General features: G+C 37.8%; 24 protein-coding genes. 12 read left to right on the plus strand and 12 right to left on the minus strand.

Features of this window, described 5'->3' with window-relative positions:
• The first annotated feature begins 33 nt into the window (after positions 1 to 33).
• The gene (locus tag K350_RS0104690; protein WP_162144133.1) at positions 34 to 882 is read left to right on the plus strand and encodes a DMT family transporter; all 849 of its coding nucleotides are present in this window, start codon (positions 34 to 36) and stop codon (positions 880 to 882) included.
• Here the strand turns inward: K350_RS0104690 and mazG are convergent.
• Complete coding sequence (gene mazG / locus K350_RS0104695; protein ID WP_028978912.1) at positions 869 to 1,687, minus strand: nucleoside triphosphate pyrophosphohydrolase; 819 nt, start codon at positions 1,685 to 1,687, stop codon at positions 869 to 871. The genes K350_RS0104690 and mazG overlap by 14 nt on opposite strands.
• A 183-nt stretch (positions 1,688 to 1,870) precedes the next feature.
• Here mazG and glmM point away from each other — a divergent pair, with 183 nt between their 5' ends.
• The 3 genes from glmM to K350_RS32260 all read left to right on the plus strand — a co-directional run bounded on the left by glmM (position 1,871) and on the right by K350_RS32260 (position 4,718).
• A complete protein-coding gene (gene glmM, locus K350_RS0104700) occupies positions 1,871 to 3,274 on the plus strand; it encodes a phosphoglucosamine mutase (protein WP_028978913.1) in 1,404 nt (467 codons plus the stop codon).
• Complete coding sequence (locus K350_RS0104705; protein WP_028978914.1) at positions 3,255 to 4,385, plus strand: cysteine desulfurase family protein; 1,131 nt, start codon at positions 3,255 to 3,257, stop codon at positions 4,383 to 4,385. The genes glmM and K350_RS0104705 overlap by 20 nt, the downstream gene beginning before the upstream one ends.
• 120 nt (positions 4,386 to 4,505) lie before the next feature.
• Positions 4,506 to 4,718: a hypothetical protein gene (locus tag K350_RS32260; protein ID WP_156026931.1), complete on the plus strand. Its 213-nt coding sequence runs from the start codon at positions 4,506 to 4,508 to the stop codon at positions 4,716 to 4,718.
• Between the two features lie 58 nt (positions 4,719 to 4,776).
• On the opposite strand, the gene K350_RS0104710 is transcribed toward K350_RS32260, so the two are convergent.
• Positions 4,777 to 5,349 carry a hypothetical protein gene (locus K350_RS0104710; protein ID WP_028978915.1) on the minus strand — a complete coding sequence of 191 codons (573 nt, stop codon included), beginning with the start codon at positions 5,347 to 5,349 and terminating at the stop codon, positions 4,777 to 4,779.
• A 132-nt stretch (positions 5,350 to 5,481) separates the two neighbouring features.
• On the opposite strand from K350_RS0104710, the gene K350_RS27425 reads away from it, so the two are divergent.
• The 5 genes from K350_RS27425 (at position 5,482) to K350_RS0104730 (ending at position 9,185) form a co-directional block, all read left to right on the plus strand.
• A complete protein-coding gene (locus K350_RS27425; protein ID WP_051312872.1) occupies positions 5,482 to 6,669 on the plus strand; it encodes a lipoprotein N-acyltransferase Lnb domain-containing protein in 1,188 nt (395 codons plus the stop codon).
• Positions 6,666 to 7,454 (plus strand): inositol monophosphatase family protein, encoded by a 789-nt coding sequence (locus K350_RS0104720; RefSeq protein WP_028978916.1) that lies wholly within the window; start codon positions 6,666 to 6,668, stop codon positions 7,452 to 7,454. The genes K350_RS27425 and K350_RS0104720 overlap by 4 nt, the downstream gene beginning before the upstream one ends.
• A gap of 25 nt (positions 7,455 to 7,479) precedes the next feature.
• On the plus strand, positions 7,480 to 7,644 hold the full coding sequence (locus tag K350_RS33170; protein WP_156026932.1) for a FeoB-associated Cys-rich membrane protein: 165 nt from the start codon (positions 7,480 to 7,482) through the stop codon (positions 7,642 to 7,644).
• Between the two features lie 189 nt (positions 7,645 to 7,833).
• Positions 7,834 to 8,622: an inositol monophosphatase family protein gene (locus K350_RS0104725; protein ID WP_037573970.1), complete on the plus strand. Its 789-nt coding sequence runs from the start codon at positions 7,834 to 7,836 to the stop codon at positions 8,620 to 8,622.
• A 371-nt stretch (positions 8,623 to 8,993) separates the two neighbouring features.
• Positions 8,994 to 9,185, plus strand: a complete 192-nt coding sequence (locus K350_RS0104730; protein WP_028978918.1) for a hypothetical protein — start codon at positions 8,994 to 8,996, stop codon at positions 9,183 to 9,185.
• A 1-nt stretch (position 9,186) separates the two neighbouring features.
• On the opposite strand, the gene K350_RS0104735 is transcribed toward K350_RS0104730, so the two are convergent.
• The gene (locus tag K350_RS0104735; RefSeq protein ID WP_028978919.1) at positions 9,187 to 11,130 is read right to left on the minus strand and encodes a KUP/HAK/KT family potassium transporter; all 1,944 of its coding nucleotides are present in this window, start codon (positions 11,128 to 11,130) and stop codon (positions 9,187 to 9,189) included.
• Positions 11,131 to 11,221: 91 nt separating this feature from the next.
• Positions 11,222 to 12,862 (minus strand): glycerol-3-phosphate dehydrogenase/oxidase, encoded by a 1,641-nt coding sequence (locus K350_RS0104740; RefSeq protein WP_037573974.1) that lies wholly within the window; start codon positions 12,860 to 12,862, stop codon positions 11,222 to 11,224.
• A 254-nt stretch (positions 12,863 to 13,116) separates the two neighbouring features.
• Here K350_RS0104740 and K350_RS0104745 point away from each other — a divergent pair, with 254 nt between their 5' ends.
• Entirely contained in the window at positions 13,117 to 13,566 is a 450-nt protein-coding gene (locus K350_RS0104745; protein WP_028978921.1) for a DUF2267 domain-containing protein, read from the plus strand.
• Positions 13,567 to 13,683: 117 nt separating this feature from the next.
• Here K350_RS0104745 and K350_RS0104750 read toward each other — a convergent pair whose 3' ends face one another.
• The 8 genes from K350_RS0104750 to K350_RS27430 form a co-directional block, all read right to left on the minus strand.
• Entirely contained in the window at positions 13,684 to 14,352 is a 669-nt protein-coding gene (locus K350_RS0104750; protein ID WP_051312873.1) for a YiiX family permuted papain-like enzyme, read from the minus strand.
• 78 nt (positions 14,353 to 14,430) lie between these two features.
• Positions 14,431 to 16,152, minus strand: coding sequence for a biosynthetic-type acetolactate synthase large subunit (gene ilvB, locus K350_RS0104755; protein WP_028978923.1), 1,722 nt, complete (start codon positions 16,150 to 16,152; stop codon positions 14,431 to 14,433).
• A gap of 20 nt (positions 16,153 to 16,172) precedes the next feature.
• A complete protein-coding gene (gene ilvD, locus K350_RS0104760; protein WP_028978924.1) occupies positions 16,173 to 17,855 on the minus strand; it encodes a dihydroxy-acid dehydratase in 1,683 nt (560 codons plus the stop codon).
• Between the two features lie 39 nt (positions 17,856 to 17,894).
• Positions 17,895 to 18,980: a 3-isopropylmalate dehydrogenase gene (gene leuB, locus K350_RS0104765; RefSeq protein WP_028978925.1), complete on the minus strand. Its 1,086-nt coding sequence runs from the start codon at positions 18,978 to 18,980 to the stop codon at positions 17,895 to 17,897.
• Positions 18,981 to 18,984: 4 nt separating this feature from the next.
• A complete protein-coding gene (locus tag K350_RS0104770; protein ID WP_028978926.1) occupies positions 18,985 to 20,337 on the minus strand; it encodes a right-handed parallel beta-helix repeat-containing protein in 1,353 nt (450 codons plus the stop codon).
• Between the two features lie 3 nt (positions 20,338 to 20,340).
• A complete protein-coding gene (leuD, locus tag K350_RS0104775; protein ID WP_028978927.1) occupies positions 20,341 to 20,949 on the minus strand; it encodes a 3-isopropylmalate dehydratase small subunit in 609 nt (202 codons plus the stop codon).
• 4 nt (positions 20,950 to 20,953) lie between these two features.
• Entirely contained in the window at positions 20,954 to 22,360 is a 1,407-nt protein-coding gene (leuC, locus tag K350_RS0104780) for a 3-isopropylmalate dehydratase large subunit (protein ID WP_028978928.1), read from the minus strand.
• A 63-nt stretch (positions 22,361 to 22,423) separates the two neighbouring features.
• Positions 22,424 to 23,572, minus strand: a complete 1,149-nt coding sequence (locus K350_RS27430; protein WP_081670894.1) for a 2-isopropylmalate synthase — start codon at positions 23,570 to 23,572, stop codon at positions 22,424 to 22,426.
• A gap of 543 nt (positions 23,573 to 24,115) precedes the next feature.
• Between K350_RS27430 and K350_RS0104790 the strand changes: the two genes are divergently transcribed.
• Positions 24,116 to 25,216: a vWA domain-containing protein gene (locus K350_RS0104790; RefSeq protein ID WP_028978929.1), complete on the plus strand. Its 1,101-nt coding sequence runs from the start codon at positions 24,116 to 24,118 to the stop codon at positions 25,214 to 25,216.
• Between the two features lie 14 nt (positions 25,217 to 25,230).
• On the plus strand, positions 25,231 to 26,742 hold the full coding sequence (locus tag K350_RS0104795; protein WP_028978930.1) for a P-loop NTPase family protein: 1,512 nt from the start codon (positions 25,231 to 25,233) through the stop codon (positions 26,740 to 26,742).
• Positions 26,743 to 26,760: the final 18 nt, after the last annotated feature.

Consider the following 26,760-nt stretch of genomic DNA (forward strand, 5'->3'; position numbering starts at 1 on the left):
GGTTATAATTTAATGTTATTAAAAAAGCTATTTATGGGAAAACGAAACATGCTTATATCAACTATTCTGTTTTCACTTATGCATGTTTCTGTTAAATTCTTAAGCGGATTCAATGTATTTCAAATTGCATTTTTCAGAGCTCTGATCAGTCTGAGCATCTGCCTTTACCTTCTCAATAAATCCGGCTTAAGTCTGAAAGGTAACAGGCAAAGCATGCTTTGGTTTAGAGGCTTACTCGGAACAGCCTCAATTTTCAGCTTTTATTATACACTTCAGAATATCCCTTTGGCTACCGCTTTTACTATCAGTCAGCTTGCTCCATTAATTATCGGAATATTCGCTGCCATGATTTTAAAAGAGAAAATAAGCCGGTTCCAATGGTTGCTTTTACTTCTCGCATTTTCAGGGGTCCTGTTAATCAAAGGTTTTGACCTGAGAGTTACTACATTTGATATAGGCATCGCTATATTTTCTGCGCTCATGACTGCCGGTGCACATTTTACCATCAAAGTCATAAACCAGGATGATCCCCCTGTAAAAGTAATGACATATTTGCCTTTGGTTTCGCTGCCTCTGGTTACCCCTTTTGCCATTTTTTACTGGAAAACTCCTTCCGTATTAGAAATCTTTCTGCTTTCAGGTGTCGGTCTTTTAGCCCATTTCGCTCAATTATTCCTCACCAAGGCATATCAACAGGAAAAGGCATCCAACCTTATCCCATTTTATTTTCTTGGAGTGATGATGTCTATCCTTTGGGGTTATCTTGCCTTTGAAGAGACTTTTAACTTTCAGTCAATAACAGGAATGGCTTTTTTAATGATTGCCGGCAGTCCTGATATTTATAAAAGCATGATACTTCTGAAAAAACCTAAAGCTTCTTAGCAGCCTCCCAATATTTATCCATTTCGGCAAGAGTCATTTTCCCCAATTCCTTACCATCTTTTTTACTCTCCGATTCGAGGTAATTGAATCGCTTGATGAATTTTTTATTGGTTTTTTCTAACGCATCTTCGGCGTTTATATCTAAAAACCTTGCATAATTTATCAAAGAAAACATCAAATCTCCAAACTCATTTTCAGCCTTTTCCTTCTCAATCACTTTATTCTCAACAACGTTAAATTCCGCTTTAAACTCAGCCATCTCTTCTTCCACCTTTTCCCAAACCTGCTCCCTTTTCTCCCAGTCAAAACCTGCTCCACGCGCTTTTTCCTGAATCCTCATCGCCTTTACTAAGGCAGGGAGAGATTTGGGCACACCAGATAACACTGTCTTTTTGCCCTCAGATTCTTTAAGTTTGATCTGCTCCCAGTTTTTCTTCACTTCCTCTTCATTTTCAGCATTAACATCACCATAAATATGTGGATGTCTTCTTATCAACTTTTCACACAATGAATTGATGACATCTGCAATGTCGAAGTTATTTTGTTCAGAGCCTATCCTTGCGTAGAAGACAATATGCAAGAGAATGTCTCCAAGCTCTTTTTTTATTTCATCATTATCTTTCTCAACAATTGCGTCTGAAAGCTCGAATGTTTCCTCAATAGTCAGATATCTCAGAGAATCTATAGTCTGCTTTTTATCCCAGGGACACTTTTCTCTGAGTTCGTCCATTATGGTGAGTAATTTGTCAAAAGCAGAAAGCATTTCTTTCCGTCTTTCGCCTTTATTTAAGTCATTATAAATCATTTTTCGCTATTCCTAGTTCTATACAATAATAAGGTTTTGCCGTTAAAAATTTCATCCTGAAAAACCAGAAATTTTGACATAAAATTTATTTTTGGCACGTTATTTAAATAAACAAAAAATACCGGAAAACCTTTTACTTTTACGGCAGGAATAGCTTTTAAACAGAAAATAAATCAATAAAAAGTGACACTAATCAAATCAATTTCAGGCATTAGGGGTACGATAGGAGGCAAAAGCGGAGAAGGTCTTACTCCAATTGATATTGTGAAATTCACCACGGGATACGCACAATGGATCAAGTCCAGAGGTGAAGGGAGAACAGTTGTAATTGGAAGAGATGCAAGGCCTTCCGGACAATTGGTTTCAGGAATTGTTACTTCTACTCTAATATCTATGGGACTGGATGTAATAGACCTAGGTTTGTCTACTACTCCAACCGTGGAAATGGCGGTTACAATGGAAAAGGCAGCAGGAGGAATTATAATCACTGCAAGCCATAATCCAATCCAATGGAATGCCTTAAAAATGCTGAATGAAAAGGGAGAATTTGTATCTGAAGCAGATGGCAAACAAATTCTGGAATTTGCCGAGAATGAATCGACGGAATTTTCCGAAATCAAAAAGATCGGACAATATTCAACTGATGACAGCTACATTAAAAAGCATATTCAGGCGATCCTTAAACTTCCGCTTGTCAATAAGAAATTGATTGAACAAAGAAATTTTTCAATCGCCATAGATTGTGTCAATTCCACCGGAGGTATTGCCTTGCCAATGCTACTTGAAGCTTTGGGGGTTAAAAACGTAACTCAGTATTATTGCGAACCTAACGGACAATTTCCTCACAATCCTGAGCCACTACCAGAAAATCTGACTTATATTTCCAGAGAGATTTCCAAAGGAAAATTTGACCTTGGAATTGTTGTAGATCCTGATGTTGACAGACTTTGCTTTGTCTGCGAAGATGGCAGCATGTTTGGTGAAGAATATACATTGGTTGCAGTAGCTGACTATGTGCTTAAGAATAAGCCAGGTAACACTGTTTCTAACCTTTCATCTACAAGAGCTTTAAAAGATGTTACTGAGAAGGCAAAAGGCAACTACTTTGCTTCTGCTGTTGGTGAAGTGAATGTAGTAACTGCAATGAAAGAACATAATGCTGTTATTGGTGGTGAAGGTAACGGAGGAATTATATATCCGGAGTTACACTATGGGAGAGATGCTTTAGTTGGTATCGCATTGTTCCTGACACATCTTGCCAAATTCGGCAAATCGATTTCAATGTTGAGAATGCAGTATCCGCCTTATCACATATCAAAAAATAAAATCGAACTTACTCCGGATATCGATGTAGATTGCGTAATTGAAGAGATCAGAAAGAAGTACAACAAGCAGCCTATAAATAATATTGACGGAGTGAAGATTGAGTTTGACAAAGAGTGGGTTCATTTAAGAAAATCAAATACAGAACCAATTATCCGAATTTATTCTGAGTCCGAAACACAGGCAACTGCAGATCACCTCGCCAATAAAATTATTACGGACATAAAGGAGCTACTTTCAAGACATGCATGTCTACTTAGATAACGCCGCTACAACAATTCTTGACCCGATAGTACTGGATGCCATGATGCCCTTTTTTAAAGAGCATTTTGGCAATCCTTCTTCGATTCACACACATGGCAGAGAGGCAAAATCTGCTATCGAAAAAGCCAGAAAAACAGTTGCCTCTCTTCTCAATACTTCCCCTTCAGAAATATTCTTTACCTCAGGAGGAACAGAAGCTGACAATACTGCCATTACAAGCAGTATTAATGGTTTTAATATCAAACATGCAATCACTTCACCGATTGAGCATCATGCAGTGCTTCATACTCTTGAGCATCTGGAAAAAGAGGGAAAAATACAGTTGCATTATGTGAAGCTTAATGAGAAAGGTGAAGTAAACTATGATGACCTTGAACATCTGCTTCAGAACTACAGTCATTGCTTTGTTTCTTTAATGCATGGAAACAATGAAATCGGAAACCTCAGCGACATTTCAAGAATAGGTGAACTGTGCCGTAAACATGGCGCTATTTACCATACTGACACAGTACAAACTGCCGGACATTTTCAACATGATCTTCAGAAGCTGAAAGTAGATTTTATTGTTGGGTCGGCCCATAAATTCCACGGACCAAAAGGTGTTGGCTTCCTTTATGTAAACGGTGACCGTAAAATAGATCCGTTAATTTATGGTGGTGCACAGGAACGAAATATGCGAGGAGGCACTGAAAATATCTATGGCATAGTTGGTCTCGCGAAAGCGTTGGAGATGGCATATCAGAATTTGACGACTCACAAAGAACATATAAGCAAGCTGAAAACCTACATGATCAACTCTTTGAAAACTGAAATACCAGGAGTGGATTTTAATGGTGCCAGTGCTGATCCTGAAAACAGCTTATACACTGTTTTAAGTGTAAGTCTTCCCCCTTCAGATATGAATGAGATGCTGCTTTTTAATCTGGATATAAATAAAATATCTGCGTCTGCAGGAAGCGCATGTGCTAGCGGCACCGATGCAGGATCTCATGTATTGAATGCTATAAAAGCTGACCCCGAGAGAGGACATATCAGGTTCTCTTTTAGCAAATACAATACAATTGAAGAAATAGATTATACAGTTAAGAAGCTTTCTAATTTTTATAAATAAGTAGCTAAAAATGAATGTGGATGATATGGAAAAAACATATTTCTCCTTTAATTTATCCACATTTTTAATCCCTGTTTTCGCCTGTCACGTATATATAACCAGCACCAACGATTAAAAGTCATGGACAGGCGCACAACAATAAATCTCAAGCTTTTCATAAGAAGATTTAAGAGAAACTATGAGTACTACACCAATCTTTACAGTGGTAAAAATTGTCAAATGTATCTGGATCAGTTCGAAAGAGATAACCTGAAATTAGCACAGGTTCTTTTCGGCAGAGAGGGAGTCCGGATGATGAAAGAGAACATCAATTCGCTTCATTTATCAACTTAATTCTAAACTAAACTAAATGAAAAAACACGGATGGTTGCCGTGTTTTTTTATTTTAAGGCTAATCACGTTTTAACCAATTTATTGGAAGACCATTTTTTCCGGAAAATTTCAGATAATAATTCACTCCCGCTGCATGCTCGTCTAATTTCCTTCCTTTTTCAACCTTAACCACAACACCGCCAAATTCTCCGATCCCTCCATCTGTCTGATAAATTCCAGGCACTAATCTGACATACTCATAGCCAAACAGTTCAGGAACTCCTCTCATAAGATCTACTACAAATTCGTTTGAAAAATGAGGAATGTGTTCAGTAAACTCAATCAGCATTTCATTATCGTCTTTGCTCAAGACAAACTTCGCTCTATACTCCTCCTGCACCGTATCAATAACCAGAGTATCTGTTTTAGCAGTAACAACATCACATATTCCAAACCCTTCCTGGCAACCTCTTGCTCCTTTTCTGAACCTGCTTTTTACCTCTTCCACCATTATTATAGGTTCAATTGAAAGATTTTTGCTTATAGGGGCCGGATCCTCCGGAACCTGAGTTGTTTTTTTATTCTGCTCCTTTTGTTCACATGAAAGGGAAATTCCGAGAACCGCAATTGCCACAAACCCTATTCTTTTCATAGCCTTAAAAATCTATAACTCCTAAAAAATTAACCTCATTTAATATTTAATTGTTAAGAAGAGTGGCTTGAATACGAACTTATCCCCTATTTTTACCTTTCTAATTTTAAGTTTCAAAACGCTGATCGAATAATGAAAAAATTCTGGCTGCTGCTATTCTCCGCTTTAATACCATTCATATCTTTTTCACTCCCCAAACTTTCCCCATACGCCAAAGTGAGCCTCATCACAGTTGCTCCGGGACAAGAATTGTATTCAAGCTTTGGCCATAGTGCGATCTGGATAAAAGACGATTCCAACTATATAGACAAAATTTATAACTATGGGACATTCGATTTCGAAACACCCGGATTTTATTCAAAGTTTGTAAGAGGAAAGCTGCTGTATATGCTTTCGGTCTCAAGGTCTGATTACATGTTTTATGGAGCGGAGCAGGAACAAAGATCAGTAATTGAACAGCAACTTAACATGACTTTGTCACAAAAGCAGAAGCTTTATAATTTCCTAGAGACCAATTACCTTCCTGAAAACAGATTCTATAAATATGACTTCTTTTACGACAACTGTTCATCAAGATTGAGAGATGCCTTCAAAACAGCAATGGGAGATTCTCTTCAATTTAAAAACATAGTCTTCAAAGATCAAAGTTTCAGGCAACTGATAGATCCTTATCTTGTGAACAAGCAGTTTCAGGATCTCGGTATGGATCTTGGGCTGGGCGCACCGGCAGATAGAATTGCCACACCCTCACAATATATGTTTCTTCCTGATCACTTAATGAATGCCATAGGCAATGCAACTGTGCTTTCAGACTCGGGCAAAACAGCATTTGTGGCCAAAAACAACGTCCTTTTTAAAGCAAATCCACCAGAAGACCAAGGCGCACCAGTGACTCCTGCGATGGTATTTGCCGCCCTTTTATTGATTGGAGGCTTCTCTACTTTTATTACCTGGAAAAAAAGACCTGAAACATTTACCATGGATGGAATTCTGTTTTTGATTCTTGGCTTATTCGGTCTGTTACTGTTGTTTCTTTGGTTCGGCACAGACCATAAGGTAACAGTGCACAACTGGAACATCATTTGGGCATTTCCGACACACATCATTGCTGCAATTCTCCTCTTTAAAAAGAAAAGAAGTGTTACGACTGGTTATTATTTTCTTTTGAACGGTATAGTTGTCCTGATCTTTACAGCTTGCATTTCAGTACTTCCTCAGGAAATTAATATGGCAGTTATTCCATTTCTACTGCTTATTATCATAAGGTCATTTACCCTTTATTATAAAATCACCAAAAGAATAAATTACTACCCTCTATGAATCTGGAGCATCTTTGCCTTGAAGTAATCGCATTGACAAAAGAGGTGCGTAACTTCATCAAAAACGAACTTGAAAATTTTGATCTTTCAAAAATTGAACATAAAGGAAAGAACGACCTGGTATCTTATGTAGATAAACAATCTGAAACCTTGCTTGTAAAAGGCTTGAAAGACATCCTTCCTGAAGCAGGTTTTATTACAGAGGAAGCTACCATCAGTAGAGAAGAGAAAACCTATACATGGATAATTGATCCTTTGGATGGAACGACAAACTTTCTTCATAAGGTACCTTCTTTCTCCATCAGCGTAGGTTTGATGACAGAGGGAAGAATAATTTTGGGAGTGGTGCATGAGGTGAACCTTAATGAGTGTTTTTATGCTTGGGAAGGAGGAGGAGCTTACTTAAATGGAAATCGCATTTTTGTTAATAAAAATACCAAACTTGCCGAGTCTCTCATTGGAACCGGATTTCCTTATAGTTTGCTTGACAAAACCGATGTTTATTTCGAAATTATAAAAGATTTCGTAAAAAAGACCCATGGCGTCAGAAGATTGGGATCTGCAGCAGTAGACCTTGCTTATGTTGCCTGTGGAAGATTTGACGGATATTTTGAATTCAATCTTAAAATTTGGGATATAGCAGGTGGAATTCTGCTCGTTAAAGAAGCAGGTGGAACTGTAACTGATTTTAGGGGAGGAAATGATTTCCTGTCAGGGAAAGAAGTTTTAGCCTGCGGAAAAGCTTTTGAAGAAATCAGTTCCGTGATAAAACAACGCTGGAATTAAGTAACACATTGACTATTAAAGAATAATGCAAACCTTTTTAATCGCAGTTTTATTTCTATTATCCCTGGCCTACTTAATTCGACTGGCTTATAGAAACTTTAGCCAAAAAGGACAATGCAACAACGGTTGTTCTTGTAGTTCGGTTGACCTGAAAAAAATTGAAGAAGAACTTTCTCAAAAACAATTTTAGACAAACTCAATTACCTTCTACCAATACTTTTTATATAGTTTACTTCTAAAATTCTATCCGGAATATTTTGGAAAAGTTAAATCAATAGCCCATTAAATTGGCAACTCCTAAATTCATTAGTTTATACCTAAAAAAACAATTAAGAGTAAACAGACCTTTTACTAGTAGGAGATAAAACTACTAGCTATTATGAATCTGGAGCATGTTTGCCTTAAAGTCGCTGAAATAACAAAAGAGGTACTTAACTTTTTAAAGAAGGAACAAGAAGATTTTGATAACTCAAAAATTGAGCATAAAGGGAAAAATGATCTTGTATCTTATGTCGATAAGCAATCGGAAATGCTGCTTGTCAGAAGATTGAAAGACATTCTTCCTGAAGCAGGCTTTATCACAGAAGAAGCAACAATTTCACGGGAGGAAAAAAAATATACGTGGATTATAGATCCACTGGATGGGACTACAAATTATCTCCATAAAATGCCTCTTTTTTCCATAAGTGTAGGGCTAATGTCTGAGGGTCGCATAATATTAGGAGTGGTTCATGAAGTGAACCTTAACGAATGTTTCTATGCTTGGGAAGGTGGTGGTGCTTATTTAAACGGAAAGAGAATATTTGTAAATCCCAATACCTCTCTTGAATCTTCTCTTATAGCAACAGGATTTCGATATAAGCAGCAGGATAAAACGGATGCCTATTTCGAAATTATGTACGAGTTTTTTAAGACTACCAATGGTGTTAGAAAGCTAGGATCTACAGCGGTAGATCTCGCCTATGTAGCATGCGGAAGACTGGACGGTTGTTTTGAATATAACCTCAACAGTTGGGATATAGCTGCGGGTGTTCTGCTTGTTAAAGAAGCAGGAGGTATCGTAACAGATTTTAAGGGAGGCAATGATTTCCTTTCAGGAAAGGAAGTTTTAGCCTGTGGAAAAGCTTATCAAGAAATCAGCACTATAGTTAAACAACAATGGAATTAGTTACATCACGAGTCATTACTCAAACCTTTTGTTTCCATCCTGATTTAAATTTTGTCCCTCTCTTATTTAAATAAGCAAAGGATAGAAGCTTGAGCCAGAAAAGACAATTCAATAAAGACTTTTCTTGCAATTCAATTAAAAATTCTGAATCATTTTAATTTTTCCTTACCCAACAAATTGAATTTTTTTTAGTCCAATCATACAATCTACTAAGATTTTCTTCGTTCTAATACATTACCATATTGAAAAAACACAATACCAAACTACACATTTCATTGATTTTGTGAAATTTACCAATTTGCCCCCTAAAACAATTTAAAGTAAATTAAGCTTTTAATATTAGGAAGGCTAACGAAGAAAATATAAATATTATGGAAAACTCAGCAAATAATACAAATCGTAAGGAGGATTTCAAAAAACCACTTACAATTTTTGAAGCGATAAAAAATAATCCTTCTGAAGAAACCACTGAAAATTCGGAAGCTTCTTCCAAAGAAAATGAAAAGAAAAGTAAGGAAAGAAAATTTAAGGATTTTCTGTTCCCTACCTGGATGCTATTTTAAGTTATTCAATTCTCTTCAGGTCGAAATGCTCCATTGGTGCAATCACGAGAGGAACCTTCTCAACTGAGACTGAGCTAGTGTCCAGACCAAAGGCGCTCGTTTCCGACAAACTGATTTCTTTCAGTATAAAATAGCTGTTCATGATCAGCCTTTCATCTGCCGACAGGTCATTATCATGACTTAGGTGTTTCTCTAGCACAACAAACCTGAAATCTCCAATAACATTTCTTTTAGAAAGTGATGTATACCGGCTGGTAAAGTCCACTTCCTTATTTGCTACCAGATCTTCTACAACTTTTCTGAAAAAGAGATTTATTCTGTGTTCTACCCTGAAACCAAGTCTGAAATCTACCCGGATAACATCATTCGGCTCGAGAAATCTTACTTTATACTCCATGGTATAAGGTTCATCCAGAACATCGATGTGGAGAAACCAGTAAATATCTGCCCTTTTCGGTTGTTTCTGAAAAATTGAATAGATCACTTTTGATTCTATTTCTCTAAGACTGTTTGCACTGGTGAGGTATACCAGGTGAGTAGCATATTTAGGAATAGAAAGGTCATTGCTAAGTTCCTTAAGCAAAGGAATATAGTCGTCCAACTTAATGAATTCAGTAAGTCTGTTTTTGATTTTGCGTGCAGCATACCATGTGTACATTACATAAATCAGAATACCACTGATAACCAGCGTAACATAACCACCATGCATGAATTTGGTAAGGTTACCCACCAGGAATGTGAGCTCGATTGCCATGTATACCACAAAAACCAGAGCCACCCAGAAGAAAGTCACCTTTCTTACAAAATACAGGTAAAAACAAAGCAGCATGGTAGTTACGATCATGGTAATGTTGATCGCCAAACCGTAAGCAGCTTCCATTTGCGAAGACTCTTTAAAATACATTACTATACCAATACAGCCTGCAAGCATCAGCCAGTTAATACTCGGAACGTAAATCTGGCCTTTCATTATGGTAGGGAAACTAAGTTTCACTTTTGGCCACAAATTTAGTCTGATAGCTTCTGAAATAAGAGTAAAAGAACCGCTTATTAAAGCCTGAGAGGCTATGATGGCTGCCATTGTAGCTACACCGATACCAATCGGCAGGAACCATTGAGGCATTACTGCATAAAAAGGATTCCTTTCATTTAAAAAGCCTCCAGAGCTATGCAATATCCATGCTCCCTGGCCCATATAGTTCAGCAACAAACACGATTTTACAAAAATCCATGAAATTCTGATATTCGGTCTTCCACAGTGGCCAAGGTCAGAGTATAATGCTTCCGCCCCTGTAGTGCAAAGAAATACTGCGCCAAGAAGCCAAAGGCCTCCGGGATAATTCATCAAAAGATTGTATGCATAATAAGGATTGACAGAGCTCAATACGTGAGGGAATTGTATTACTTCTTTTATACCCATAACTGCCAGCATACAAAACCAGATAAACATGATCGGGCCAAATGCATTACCCATAAACTTAGTACCAAGCCCCTGGATGATAAAGAGCAGAACGAGAATACAGATTACAATAGGCATTGTATTTATCTCCGGATTAAAGATCCTTAAACCTTCAATGGCAGAGGAAACAGAAATAGGAGGAGTAATTATACCGTCAGCAAGCAACATACTGCCGCCAATCATTGCAGGAAATACCAGATAAGGGCTTCTTCTACGGATAAGCGCAAACAAAGAAAAAATTCCTCCTTCACCGTTGTTATCAGCTCTCAGTGTAAGGATCACATACTTGATAGTAGTCTGAAGTGTCAGAGTCCAGAATACGCATGACAAGCCTCCCAGCACCAAATCCTCATTTACTTTACTATCCCCTATTACCGCTTTCATTACGTACAGAGGCGAAGTCCCTATATCACCATAAATAATTCCAAGCGTAATTAATAAACCGGCAAAACTGACTTCGTCAACTGCGTACTTTGAGCTTTTCATAAGAAATTAATAATTGGGGCAAAATTAACATTTTGCATCGTTTGCGGAAAATAAAATATAAGGAATACTTTTCTTCACTAAAATTTAAAATTTATTTGCCACTTTGAAAATTAAGCATCAGATTATCAACTGATTTCAAGTTAGATAATTTTACATTTTCTGGCCATTGAAAATAATTAGACATATGATATACCACAGCTTCTTTATACTTCCTTACCTCACTTATATCAAAATAAAGTGCTCCGGTTCTGCGAACAAAAAAATCTTCTGCACCGGCTATCATTTCTTCTTCGAGGCAATACTGAAGTTGAATACTCCAATACAAAGAAATTCCGTCTAAAGCCCCTCTCTGAGCGTATTTCAAAACTCTTTCCGTATTTGATCCAAACCGGAAAAAGATCTTTTCTGTTTCCTTGGAAGAAAGCCCTATTTTTTCCCCTTCTTTTATACAGTTGGCAAGCACCCTTTCCAGACTCTCCGAAAACTTGCCTCCGGCAAGCTGTATTGCACCTGTTTGACACTGACCAATGTCTGTACTTTTATTGGCCTTAATTCTTTTCCTGATGATGTCTATCACTTTTTCTGCCATCTTTCTATAACCTGTTAATTTTCCACCGGCTATAGTAATAAGTCCGCTTTCATACTCAAACACTTCATCTTTCCTGCTGATAGCAGATGGGGACTTCCCTTCCTCTCTGACCAGTGGCCGAAGCCCTGCCCATCCCGATTCAATGTCACTCAGCTTTAAATTTGAATTCGGGAAAATCTGGTTGGTAGCATTAATCAAATACTCTTGATCTTCAAGTGATATCTCCGGGTTAATCATGTCTCCGGTATAAAATGTGTCAGTAGTACCAATATAAGTTTTACCTTCCCTTGGTATTGCAAAAACCATTCTTCCATCAGGCACATCGAAATATACAGACTGGCCTATAGGAAGTTTTTTATGATCAATGACGATGTGAACTCCTTTTGTATGAATAATTTTCGATTTCTTTGAAGACCGATCCAGAGCATCTGTCTCATCTACCCATGGCCCCGTGGCATTAATTACATAATCGGCATTAATGGAAAACAGATCCCCGGTGATCAGATCTTTAGCTTTCACACCAACTATCTTTCTTTCATTATTAAATAACATTTCCTCTGCCTTCAGATAGTTAAGTGCAAGCCCTTCCCTGAGCACAGCTTCCTTAATTATTTCAAAAGTAAGACGTGCATCATCTGTTCTGTATTCATAATACAAAGCACCACCAATAGTTTTCGTTTTATCCAGCAATGGTTCCCTTTTCAGAACTTCATCAGCTGAGAGCATTATCCGCCGTTCCCCTTTTTTTACTCCTGCAAGAAAATCATATAGCCAAAGTCCAATTCTGGCGCCGAGCTTGCCAATACTTCCCTTTTCAGTAAGAGGTAGCAACATCTTTTCTGCTATAGTCAGGTGAGGAGCATTTTTATGAACAATTGCCCTTTCTTTACCAACCTCAGCAACAAGGGCAAGCTCAAACTGTTTGAGATATCGTAATCCACCATGGATAAGTTTTGTAGAACGGCTGGAAGTCCCCTGTGCAAAATCCTGCATCTCTATTAGTGCAGCTTTCAATCCGCGTGTTTGAGCATCTAAAAGAATTCCTGCTCCTGTAACCCCACCACCAATAATCAGAAGATCAAACTTCTCATTCACCAAACGATCTTTAAACAGATTCCTGTTTTTATTACTGAAACTTATCATAAAAAACTTATTTTGCTGGATTTAATATAATTACTTAAAAACAAATTAGGCATTAGCAAGTGAAAAATCCCGCTGATCAATACATTTAACTATAATTACTCTGGCTTGATTAACAATCACATTTCTTTTAATGCATAATCCCTGGTTAAAAACTAATTTTTCAACGGGATTTGAACCATTAGGTTATTATATAGACTTCCAATTCCAAGGGAACGAATATATTCCTATGATGTTCTCAAATAAAGGGAGGTAATATGTCTATTCATTTTGATAAATTTGCTTCTGATGGGAACGCTTTTATAAAGGAACTGTGTATGCGGTTCAACTACCCCGACAGAAGAACGCAGGCAAGTATAATAATTAGAGCTGTTTTACATACATTGAGAGACAGCATTGCAATTCCAGAATCACTTAATGTACTTTCACAATTGCCAATGTTTTTAAAAGCTGTTTATGTAGAAAACTGGAAATACAGGGAAAAACCAAGAAGACATAAAAGCATTGAAGATTTTACCAGGGCAGTTGAGGAAGAACAAAGAGCTTATGGAGAAAGCAGGTTCGATTGGGATATTTCAACTGAAGAAATAGTTAGAACAGTACTAGATTGCCTTGGCAAATATGTTTCTGAAGGAGAATACGAAGATATAGCAGCTGAGCTACCAGAGCCGCTTAAGGATCTGGTGCAGGTTAAAATAAGAACATAATCTTTCGAGGAAAATATTTGGAAAGACTGACTGAAAAAAAATCTGCTCCCTCTCTCTCTGAATCTATAAGCTTTCAGTCAGTCTTCATTAAAAGAACTGTGAAAATTTATTTATTGTTTATTTCAGATTATTTTTCTCTACAACATAGAGTAATTTAGATTCTGCCAGATCAGACGGTGCGACGACCTGCTCTTCCAATGGTGGATTTTTACCATATCTCTGTTCCATTATTGCCCTTACTTCAGGTGAACTTAAATCAAAATCCTTCATCTTCTTCAGCGGACAAAGCTCCAAATCAAATGCCCTTTGATATATTTTCCATACCAGTTCCGAACAATATAGCTGATCATCCGACCAGCCAAAATAGATATCATAATGTTTTCCCACCATATCCTTACCAAGTTTCTTTGCTATAGAAACTTTGTCCGTAACAAAGTATTTATCACGTTCTTTTAACCTCATAACAGTATAAAAGCCGTTATTACCTCTTTCTATCCATTCCTCTAACTGAGTAATACATACAGGTTCAACAGCTTCCAAAACATAGGCTTTTCCTTTGTCCAAAGTAATGATCCCGACATGACTGAATTTAGAATGTGTTGCAAGTTTAACTGCCTTGCATTGATCAGAATCCATACTTTGAAAAATAATGTCTCCCTCTAAAAATTGTCCTTTTTGTATCTTCTTATTTATTCGGCTGTAAAGCTCCACTCTTGCATGTGAAACATAACTAAAAATGGTAAGAGCTATAAGGGCCGCCAAAAACAATAATGCTTTATTTCTCATACATTAACATCCATTATAAGCTTATCATTAAACAAAAAAACCGGAAATAATCCGGTTTTTACTGTATTGCAAACTACTTTATTTAGTTACTTTTTCTTTCACTGGGTGAACCGGATAATAAATCGTATCCGATAAACTTGTACCCGGAGCAACCATTGGAAGCACATTCTCTTCTTTCTTAACCTTAGCATGTATTAAGAATGGCTTATCCAGATTGTGTGCTTTATTAACTGCAGCTTTAAGCTGATCAACAGATTCAACACTTACTGATTCCAGTCCAAAAGCTTTTGCCAATAATACGAAGTCCGGATTCATGAGCTCAACACCTGAATAGTTCTTTGCATAGAACTGCTCCTGCCACTGACGCACCATTCCCAGATATGAATTATCAAGCAACAATATTTTTATAGGCCATTTCTCCTGTACACAAGTCATTAATTCCTGTATATTCATCTGGAAAGAACCATCGCCAGTGATACACCAAACATCTTTATCTGGCGCAGCAGCCTGAGCTCCCATTGCAGCTGGTAAACCAAAGCCCATAGAGCCTAAGCCACCTGAAGTAAGGAAGTGATTTGGCTGCATTCTCACAATATATTGAGCAGCCCACATCTGGTGCTGACCAACATCAGTTGTTACAATTGCATCAGAAGCCATCATCTCTTCAAGCACCTTTATTGCAGTTACTTCATTAAATTCAGTATAATCAGGTACGAGAATCGGGAATTCTTCACGCGACTCATTAAGGTTCATCAACCATTCTGCACGCGCTTTGCTGTTTCCTGAATCTCTTGTATCAGGCAATTGTGGTAAAACCAATTTCAAATCTCCATGAAGGAAAACATCGGTTTTAACATTTTTGCCGTGCTCGCTTTTATCAATATCGCAGTGAATAATTTTTGCTTTAGGAGCAAATGTTGCAAGCGTACCTGTAATCCTGTCATCAAAACGAATCCCCAATGCAATGATCAAATCTGATTCCTGAACAGCCAGGTTAGCATACTTCATTCCATGCATTCCCAACCATTGAAAAAACAATGGATCATTGTATTCCATTGCGCCAGTGCCAAGGATTGTAGAAATTACAGGAATATTTTCTCTATGAACGAACTCTCTTAGCTCATCCCATGCTTTTGCCAACAATACACCGTGTCCAGCAATTACAAGAGGTTTTTTTGCATTTTTGATTAATGTAGCAGCCTTATGAATGTCTTCATTTACAACTAAACACTTTCTCGGAGGCTGTGGTTTTTGAAAATGCTGTTCCCAGTCTTCATCAAGATCAATATAGTTACCTTGAACACTTCTTGGAATATCAATAAGTACAGGGCCCGGACGGCCTTCAATACATATTCTGTAAGCTTCCTGAAAAATAGAGGCAGCATCTTCCAGCTTAGTAATCAGGTAAGTCTTTTTGGTAATTGGAATACAAATACCTGTGATATCAGTTTCCTGGAATGCATCTGTCCCTACAAGATGAAGTGCTACCTGTCCGGTAATCGCAATCATCGGAACTGAATCAGCATAGGCATCAGCAATTCCAGTTACAAGATTTGTTGCTCCCGGGCCTGAAGTCGCCAGGCAAAATCCCGGCTTGCCTGCTACCCTTGCATAGCCATTCGCTGCGAAAGAAGCTCCCTGCTCGTGACGAACAAGAACACTGTTTAGCTTGCTGAATGCTAATGCATCATATATCGGAAGAATTGCTCCACCTGGATATGCAAACAAATCTTCTGCTCCTAAAAGCTCGATTAGTTTTACAATGTATTCGGCACCTCTTAATTTAATTCTGGTCTTCATAAATTGCGGGTTGACTGTCTCTATTTAATTTCATCTGTTACGCAACCCTCTGAAGCGGAAGAAACCGTTTTAAGGTATTTGTATAACAAACCTTTATTTGCTTTATATGCTGGTTTCACCCAAGCACCTTTTCTTTTTTGAAGTTCCTCTTCGGAAACTAAAACATCTATTGTATTGTTGACTGAATCAATAATAATTTTATCACCATCTCTTACAAGACCAATCGGACCACCTTCTTGAGCTTCTGGAGTGATGTGACCAACCACAAAACCGTGAGTACCCCCAGAGAATCTTCCATCAGTAATCAATGCCACTGAATTACCAAGGCCCTGCCCGATGATAAGAGATGTTCCCTTTAGCATTTCTGGCATTCCAGGAGCACCCTTAGGACCAACGTAACGAATTACAACAACATTACCTGCTTTTACTTCCCCTTTCTCAATTCCAAGGTTCATCTCTTCTTCAGAATCATAAACCTTAGCAGTTCCTTCGAAACGCTCTCCCTCTTTACCTGTGATTTTAGCCACAGATCCGTCCGGAGCAATGTTTCCATAAAGAACCTGAAGGTGACCTGTTGCTTTAATCGGATTGCTCAATGGATAGATGATAGTCTGATCTTTAGGAAGGTCAGGGAATGTTTCAAGATTTTCCTTTACAGTCTTTCCTGTAATTGTCAAACAATCACCATGAAGGAGACCTTCTTTTAACATCATTTTCATGACAGAAGGAAGACCACCTATGTTGTCCATATCTTCCATCATATATTTACCGCTTGGCTTAAAGTCAGCAAGCATTGGCGTTTTATCTGATAGATCCTGAAAGTCTTTCAGCTTAAACTTCACATCTGCTGCCTTTGCGATAGCAAGGAAGTGAAGGATAAGGTTTGTAGAACCTCCAAGTACCATTGCTACTCTTACCGCATTGGTAATTGATTCGTATGTAATGATATCTTTTGGCTTAATATCTTTGATAAGAAGGTTTTTAATTGCCTCACCCACATTAAAACACTCTTGCTTTTTCTTATCACTTAATGCAGGGGCAGAAGAACTGTATGGTAAAGACATACCCAATGCTTCAATTGCAGATGCCATTGTATTGGCAGTGTACATACCACCACAGGCACCGGCTCCTGGACAAGCGTTCTGAATAACTCCTTTGAAATCTTCTTCAGTAATTGTTCCAGCGAATTTTTTACCTAATGCTTCAAAAGCAGAAACGATATTTAATTTTTCACCTTTCCAGTTTCCGGCTTTGATTGTACCACCGTAAACCATCAATGAAGGTCTGTTCAGACGAGCCATTGCGATAAGGGCACCTGGCATGTTCTTATCACAACCCATGATAGTAACAAGTGAGTCATAGTAATGAGCCCCTGCAATTGCTTCAATGCTATCTGCAATCACATCTCTTGAAATAAGAGAATATCTCATTCCCGGAGTACCCATTGACATACCATCGCTCACCCCGATTGTATTAAACTGAAGCGGCTTCAAACCAGCTTTGGTAACACCTTCTTTAACCCATCCTGCTAGAGTATTCAGGTGCATATTGCAAGTATTACCTTCGTAGCCTGTGCTTGCAATGCCCACCTGAGCTTTACTCATATCTTCTTCTGTAAATCCCGCACCATACATCATCGCCTGAGAAGCAGGCTGCGTCACATCCTGAGTTAATCTGGAGCTAGTTTTATTTATTTTTTCCATTGAATAATTCCTGTAATGTAAATATTGTTTTCACGCTGCTTAAACTGCAAGCAATTCTTTCTTCTTTGTTTTGATTAGCTCAGCAACTTTGTCACCGATCTGAGTAGTTGTATACTTAGAGTCTTTCTGGATATCAGAAGTAACAATACCCTGATTTAAACACTCTTCAACTGCCTTTCTGATCAGAGAAGCTTCTTCGCTTAAGCCGAAAGATGTTTCCAATAGCATTGCAGCTGAAAGAATTGCACCGTTAGGATTAGCAATATTTTTACCAGCAGCTTCTGGGTAAGAACCGTGAATCGGCTCATAAAGGGCAGTTTTGCTCCCTACAGAAGCAGATGGCAACATACCAAGAGACCCTGTGATAACTGAAGCCTCATCTGTAAGGATATCACCGAACATGTTCTCAGTTAACACTACGTCAAAGAATTTAGGATTTTGAATGATCTTCATTGCTGCGTTGTCAACGAACATGAAATCAAGCGTTACATCAGGATAGTTTTTTGCAAACTCTTTCACAACTTCTCTCCAAAGTCTTGAAGTTGCAAGCACGTTAGCTTTGTCAACAAGCGTTACTCTTTTGTTTCTCTTCTGAGCAGCTTCAAAAGCCAGTTTGCTTATTCTTGTAATTTCTTCTTTTGAATAAGAGCAATTATCAAATGCTATGTTTCTGTCTTCGCTTCTTCCTTTCTGTCCGAAATAGATACCACCTGTAAGCTCTCTGAAAACAACAAAATCAACTCCATCAACCAGATCAGCTCTCAAAGGAGAAGAGTTTGCAAGAATTTTATAAGTGTTAATTGGTCTTATGTTAGCGAACAAACCAAGGCTTTTTCTCATAGCAAGAAGGCCTTGCTCTGGCCTTACAGGAGCGTTCGGATCATTGTCATACTTAGGATGACCGATTGCACCAAAAAGAATTGCATCAGAAGCCTGGCAAGTTTTGAATGTTTCTTCAGGAAATGGATTTCCTGTAACATCAATTGCAATAGCACCAATTAAAGCTTCAGTATAAGTAAATTCGTGGCCATACACTTCTTCAATGGCTTTAAGAGCTTTAAGAGCCTGATCCGTTACTTCCGGACCGATACCATCTCCTTTAAGGACTGCAATGTTCTTTTTCATTTAATTAATAAATAATTATTTTCTTATTAAAAATACCTTTATTCGTTTTTACAATAGCCGTCACTAGACCTTTAAAAGTGGTTTCTACTTTGTTGCCTCTGATTACTTCCTTTTGATTCAATGCATTTACCAGGGTAATCTCTTCGATTGTGGAATCATCTGAATTAAAAGTTAGTTCTCCTCCGACACTTGGATTCGGGAAAACGTTTATTGAATTTGTAATTTTATCATTTGGCTGCATCACAGAAGTTACAGTCCCAGCGAAACAATAAGCCGAATCATATACTAAAGAATCACTGCTGGTTGAAACAACTACTACTTTAATTTTTTTACTGAAATCATCATCAAAATCCAAAATTGAATTTTCAATTTCATTTTCTGAAAGACCATTCCAATAATTATTTTCAATTTCTAAAGGAAGGAAGAACGTTCCCTCAGGGAGGGTAATCCAACAATTAAAACCATCTCCAATTGCTAAATTAGCTTTTGTATAATTAAGAAAATTATTTCCTTTTATGCTTTTAGGGATAAATGTACACCCTAAACTGATATTAGGACCTTTATTGTCTTTAAATGTATTACAATTTATTGCAATGTTTCTGCTGTCACCCTTTATCGATGCATTATAATTGTCATGAAAGAAATTACCAATAAAATTATATGAAGAAGGTAAGTACTCATCATACTGTAAAATCCCTAATCCACTATGGTGAATTTCGTTATTTACAACATAAACATCTCCGACTGAAATATTAATACCAGCATCCCAAATTGCAAATATTTCATTTTCAACTATAGTAACGTTTCCTTCAACTGCAAGGCCTGTAAATCCCCCATAAATACGGTTATCAGAAATAGTTGAATTTATGGATAAAGCTTTAATTTTTATCCCATTACCACCACCTGCTATAGTATTATTTGAAATTTTAGGACTACAATCTACTATGTCAATAGCAGCTAAATCAGTAAAAAGCAACAACTCTCCAAGCTTAAATGAAGCAAATGAAATAATTGAGCCTTCTCCACTTTTGGGGTCATAACTTTCCGAAGTTCCAGAAAATTTTATACCATTCCAATTGGAGCCATTTTGTGCCAATTTAAAATAAATTGAATCCCCAATAGTACCAATGGCTCTTAATGTACCGTTTACCTGAATAAAAAGACCTGACTCAACCACTACTTCAACTCCAGGATCAATAGCAACCCTTACACCTGAAGGAATAAGAACATTTTTTGTGATATGGTATGGGCTATTCTCTTTTGTAAGGGTCATATTTCCCAATATTCCCCCAATATCAGTAGCGCCAGACTTAATAGCCGCACAAACAATCAGCGCAAAAAGTAAATACTTCTTCATTGCTTATTTTACTAAACTCAGGTATTTACTTCCCTTTTCGTAAGCCTCGATTTTGTCTTTAATGCTTAGAAGATAATCTATATCATCATAGCCGTTGATCAGACAAGTCTTTTTGTAGTCGTTGATCTCAAAAGACTCAGAAACATTGTGTCCAACGATTTCAATCTTTTGCTTCTCAAGATCTACATTAAGCTTTATGTTTTTATCAGCTTGTACTTTTTCAAAAACTGTATTTAAAAACTGCTGAGAAACCTGAACTGGCAAAAGACCATTATTCAAAGCATTGTTTTTAAAGATATCTGCAAAAAAGCTTGATACCACAACTTTGAACCCGGCATCTGTAATTGCCCAGGCAGCGTGCTCACGACTTGATCCGCAACCAAAGTTTTTGCCAGCTACCAGAATTCTTGATCCTGCATAATCAGAATTATTCAGAACAAAATCCTTCTTAGGATTATTCTGCTCATCATATCTCCAGTCTCTGAAAAGGTTGTCTCCAAATCCTTCTCTTGTAGTAGCCTTAAGAAATCTGGCCGGAATGATCTGATCTGTATCGATATCCTCAATAGCTAGAGGAGTTATATTTGAAGTAATAGTTACAAATTTTTCCATGGAATTAATTCAGATTAAAGTCACGAACATCAACAATTTTACCGCTTACCGCTACTGCTGCTGCAGTTAATGGGCTAGCCAGCAATGTACGTGCCCCCGGCCCCTGACGACCTTCAAAGTTTCTGTTTGAAGTAGACACACAGTATTCTCCTTTCGGTACTTTATCTTCATTCATTCCAAGACATGCAGAACATCCTGGTTCTCTTAACTCAAAACCTGCTTCTGCCAATACTTTATCTATACCTTCTGCTATAGCTTGTTTCTCAACCTGCTTAGAGCCTGGTATCACGTATGCATTAATATTTGCAGCTTTTTTCTTTCCTTTCACAAACTCCGCTACCATTCTCAAATCTTCGATTCTTGAATTAGTACAGCTTCCTATGAAAACATAATTAACCTGTTTTCCGATAAGACTTGCACCTGGTTGGAAATCCATGTATTCAAGAGATTTCTTAAATGAGAGTCTGCTTGCTGCATCGATTTCTGTTTCAGCAGGAATATGCCCACTTACTTTGATTCCCATCCCCGGATTTGTTCCATATGTAATCATTGGCTCAATATCTTCAGCCTTGTATGTTAGAACCTGATCGAATTTTGCATCTTCATCAGAGAACAAAGTCTTCCAATAAGCAACTGCTTCATCAAACTTCGCACCTTTAGGAGCAAACTCACGGCCTTTGATATATTCGAAAGTAGTCTCATCAGGAGCAATCATTCCACCTCTTGCACCCATTTCAATGCTCATGTTGCAGATGGTCATTCTTGCCTCCATAGAAAGAGATCTGATTGCAGATCCTGCAAATTCCACAAAGTAACCGGTACCACCAGCCGCACTGATTTTAGAGATGATATAAAGAATGATGTCTTTAGAAACAACACCTTTCCCTAATTTACCATTGATTTCAATTTTCATGGTTTTAGGCTTGCTTTGCATCAGGCATTGTGTTGCCATTACCTGCTCTACTTCGCTGGTTCCGATACCGAAAGCAATTGAACCAAAAGCACCATGTGTAGAAGTATGGCTATCTCCGCATACCATAGTCATTCCAGGAAGAGTTACTCCCAATTCAGGACCAATTACGTGAACGATACCTTGGTAAGGATGCCCTAAACCATAAAGTGTAACTCCGAATTTATCACAATTTTCAGACAGCTTTTCTACTTGCTGTCTTGATAAAGCTTCTTTTATAGGTAAGTGCTGATCTTTTGTAGGAACATTGTGGTCAGCAGTAGCAAGTGTATTTTGTAATCTGAAAAGAGAGATACCTCTTTTCTCAAGACCTGCAAAAGCCTGAGGACTTGTCACTTCGTGAACAAGATGTTTATCAATGTACAATACACTAGGGCCACCTTTTATTTCGGTTACCACGTGTGCATCCCAGACTTTGTCAAATAAAGTTTTAGCAGCCAAGGCAATTAGGGTTTTAAAATTTTATACTCTAAACTTTTTATTGATTTCTTTAACTAAAGATTCTTAGCAGTAAGGTGCCATTAATTCATTTAAATCAGCATCCTCAATCTGCTTTCTCTGATCAGCCATATCAAGGAATTTTTTGTAAACCTGATCCAGTTGTTCTTTTGAAAGCTGATAGCCAATAGTTGTAAGACGGTGACTCAATGCTGCTCTTCCGCTTCTTGCAGTAAGAACGATGGAGGATGCATCGGCTCCAACATCAGAAGGGTCGATGATTTCGTAGTTTTCTCTATGCTTAAGGAAACCATCCTGGTGAATACCTGATGAGTGAGCAAAAGCGTTTTTACCAACGATAGCTTTGTTTGCCTGAACCGGCATTCTCATTAAAGAAGAAACAAGGTCACTGGTTGGCACTAATTTTTTAGTATTGATACCCGTCTCAATTCCAAGAGAAGGATGGCTTTTGATAATCATCGCCACTTCTTCAAGAGAAGTATTTCCTGCTCTTTCTCCGATACCATTGATGGTACATTCTACCTGTCTGGCACCATTTGCAATAGCTGCGATAGCATTTGCTGTGGCCAGACCAAGATCATTATGGCAATGGGCAGATATGATAGCTTTATCTACATTTTTAACATTGTCCATAAGATACTTGATACGCTCACCGAATTGCCACGGTAAAGTATATCCGGTGGTATCAGGAATATTAACGACTGTAGCACCAGCAGCGATAACTGCTTCAACCATCTGGGCAAGGAAAACGACATCAGCACGTCCGGCATCTTCGCAGAAAAACTCAACATCGTCAACGAACTTGCGAGCATATTTAACAGCAGCGACACCCTGCTCGATAACTTTTTCTCTTGTTGTTCTCAGTTTATACTGAATGTGCATATCTGAGCTTCCGATACCTGTATGGATACGTTTTCTTTTGGCAAATCTAAGGGCTTCAGCTGCACTATCGATATCCATTTCTTTTGCTCTGGTGAGCGCACAGATAATCGGTTCTTTTACTGCCTTACTGATTTCAACAACGGAGTTAAAATCTCCAGGGCTTGAAATCGGAAACCCTGCCTCGATAACATCAACACCAAGTTCTTCCAATGCTTTGGCAACCCTGATTTTCTCTTCAGTATTCAACTGGCAGCCTGGCACCTGCTCTCCATCACGAAGTGTTGTGTCAAAAATATAAACTCTTTTAGCCATAACTTTTTGTTTTCTCTACAAACGTATATTTTTAATGAAAAAGCCATCCTCAGTTGTTGAGAATGGCCTTTTTTATTCGTTTAAATGCCTCACCCAACTGAAAATTTGACTTTCAGCAGAAGGAGGGTTTTAAATAATATATTGAATGACTTAAACATTTCTAATCTCGTAACATTTAATAGTTCGCCACAATTCCACTTTTTTATGCGATAATAATTACAAATTTACTAAATATCATCAGCTATATATCAATTTTTAATGTAAAAAATGCATATATATACGGTTTCAAATCAAAAGCGCGCTAAAACCAAAACAACAAACATGCTGAATTTAAACATTTTACATTAAATTCCCATTAAAAAAATTACAGTTTCAAAAAAGACCTCAAACATTAAAATCTCATGAGAATGGAGGAAGGAGCCTATTTGTGAGTAAATCTTAAATCTTTGAATTTGGGTAAAAATATTCTAAATTAATGGGCTCTCGAACATACAAACTTTTACTTTTCCACCCATGTTAAAAGGTTAACTAGAAAAACTCCAAATGAAGGGATTACGATTTTCAAAATTTACACCTCCGCCTAAGGGAGATTCAGGGTTTGACAACCTTTCAAAGGTTTTTTTCCAATTGCTGAATTATACCTCAGGGGATGTTTCCGAAGCACTTAACTGGATGAATGACCTTGACCGTCAACATGGATTGACAGATGACAGCTATGGAATGGGTGATTTTATCCGAGATTTGAACGACAAGGGCTTTATCAAAGAAGAAAGTTCTGAAAAAGGAACTTTTAAGCTTACAGGAAAATCAGAGCAAGTGATCAGAAGAAATGCCCTGGAAGAAATATTCGGAAAATTAAAAAAGAATCAGAAAGGGAATCATAATACTTCAAAAACCGGATTGGGCGATGAGCCAAGTGCAGACATCAGACCATACCAGTTTGGAGATGCTCTGGATTCGATTAACATTACCGATTCGCTTCACACTGCACAGATTAATCATGGTATTGATGAATTTAAGCTTACCCATGAAGATTTGCAGGTTCAGGAAAAGGAACATAAATCTCAGACCAGCACTGTCCTGATGATAGACATTTCCCATTCTATGATACTGTATGGAGAGGACAGAATTACTCCTGCGAAAAAAGTAGCCATGGCTTTGGCTGAGCTTGTGAAAGTAAAATATCCTAAGGATACGCTTGATATAATTGTATTTGGTAATGATGCCTGGCCGGTCGAAATCAAAGATCTTCCTTATCTTGAGGTCGGACCTTACCATACCAATACATACGCGGGATTAGAACTTGCCATGGACATCCTCAGAAGGAGAAAAACCAATAACAAACAGATCTTTATGATCACGGATGGTAAGCCAACGTGCTTAAAGGTAGGAACAAAATATTACAAAAACAGTTTCGGTCTGGACAGAAAGGTTGTAAATAAGACACTTGAAATGGCGGGCCAGTGCAGGAGATTAAACATCCCAATAACTACCTTTATGATTGCTAAAGACCCTTATCTTCAGCAGTTTGTTCAGGAATTTACCAAGACAAATAACGGACGGGCCTTTTACAGTTCACTTACCGGACTTGGGGAATATATCTTTGAAGATTTTATTAGAAACAGAAAAAAAACAGTGAGATAATCACCTCTTAAACCATGAATCCTAACAGTCAGATAAAAACACTCGGACAGCTGAAAGCTTCCGGGTATACTTCAAGAAGTGTAAAGGAAGAAATGCGGGAAAACCTGGTCCGGGCACTCAGGGAAAAGAAAAATCTGTTCGGAGAAATTAAAGGATATGAGGAAACTGTAATTCCTCAGTTACAAACTGCAATTCTCTCAAGACACAACATCATACTTCTTGGATTAAGAGGTCAGGCAAAAACTAAAATTGCCCGATTGATGACCAATCTCCTTGACGAATATATGCCAATTGTAGCGTTCAGCGAGGCAAATGACGACCCGTTGAACCCTTTAACTCGTTATGCAAAAGATGTTATCGATGAAAAAGGTGATGACACACCTATTTCCTGGGTACACCGTTCAGAGAGATATACTGAAAAACTTGCTACTCCTGATGTTTCTGTTTCCGATCTGATCGGAGATCTTGACCCAATTAAAGCTGCCTCATTAAAACTGACCTATGCTGATGAAAGGGTTATTCACTTCGGTCTTATCCCAAGATCACACAGGAGCATCTTTGTTATCAATGAGCTTCCAGACTTGCAAGCAAGAATTCAGGTTGCACTATTTAATATTCTACAGGAAGGTGATATTCAGATAAGAGGCTTTAAACTGCGTTTGCCTTTGGATATTCAATTTGTTTTCACCGCAAACCCTGAAGATTATACCAACAGGGGTTCCATTGTCACGCCTTTAAAAGACAGGATAGACAGCCAGATTTTGACACACTATCCTAAGTCTCCTGACATTTCTAAACAAATAACTTTGCAGGAAGCGAAATTAACTCAGTTTCAGAAAGAGTGTATAAAAATGCCTGAGCTTCTCAAGGACCTTTTAGAAAATGTGTCTTTTGAAGCCCGTGCGAGCGAATACATTGATCAGAAAAGCGGAGTATCTGCAAGACTTACTATATCTGCACTTGAAAACTTGTATAGCACAGCAGAAAGGCGCATGCTTATTAATGGAGAAAACAGTACTTCCGGTAGAATAAGTGACCTTTTCGGAACTATTCCTTCAATTACCGGAAAAGTTGAATTAGTTTATGAAGGAGAACTGGAAGGAATCTCGAATGTTGCCTACTTTCTTGTCGGAAAAACAGTTAGAAAGGCATTTGAAAAAATCTACCCTTCACCGGAAAAGATTAAAAAATCTAAAAAAGACAATCCTTATAAAAAGATCACAGACTGGTTTGGCGACGGCAACTATATAGACCTTGTTCAAAACATGTCTAATCTCGAATATCAAAAATCCTTGGAAGGCATTCCTGGATTAAAGGAGACTGTTTTACATTATCAACCCGGGCTTAGTAAAGATGATCTCACTTTACAGATGGAACTAGTTTTACACGGACTTGCTGAGACAAGTCAGATAAGTAAACAGAAACTGGATGAAGGGATACAGTTTAAAGATCTTATGAGTACCATGTTTAACCTTGGTAATGACCCTGATGCAGACGAGACTGACTATGGATTCGGAAGGAATTAAGTCCATATAAAAACCAGT

The organism is Sporocytophaga myxococcoides DSM 11118, assembly GCF_000426725.1.
GTDB classification, from domain to species: Bacteria; Bacteroidota; Bacteroidia; order Cytophagales; family Cytophagaceae; genus Sporocytophaga; species Sporocytophaga myxococcoides.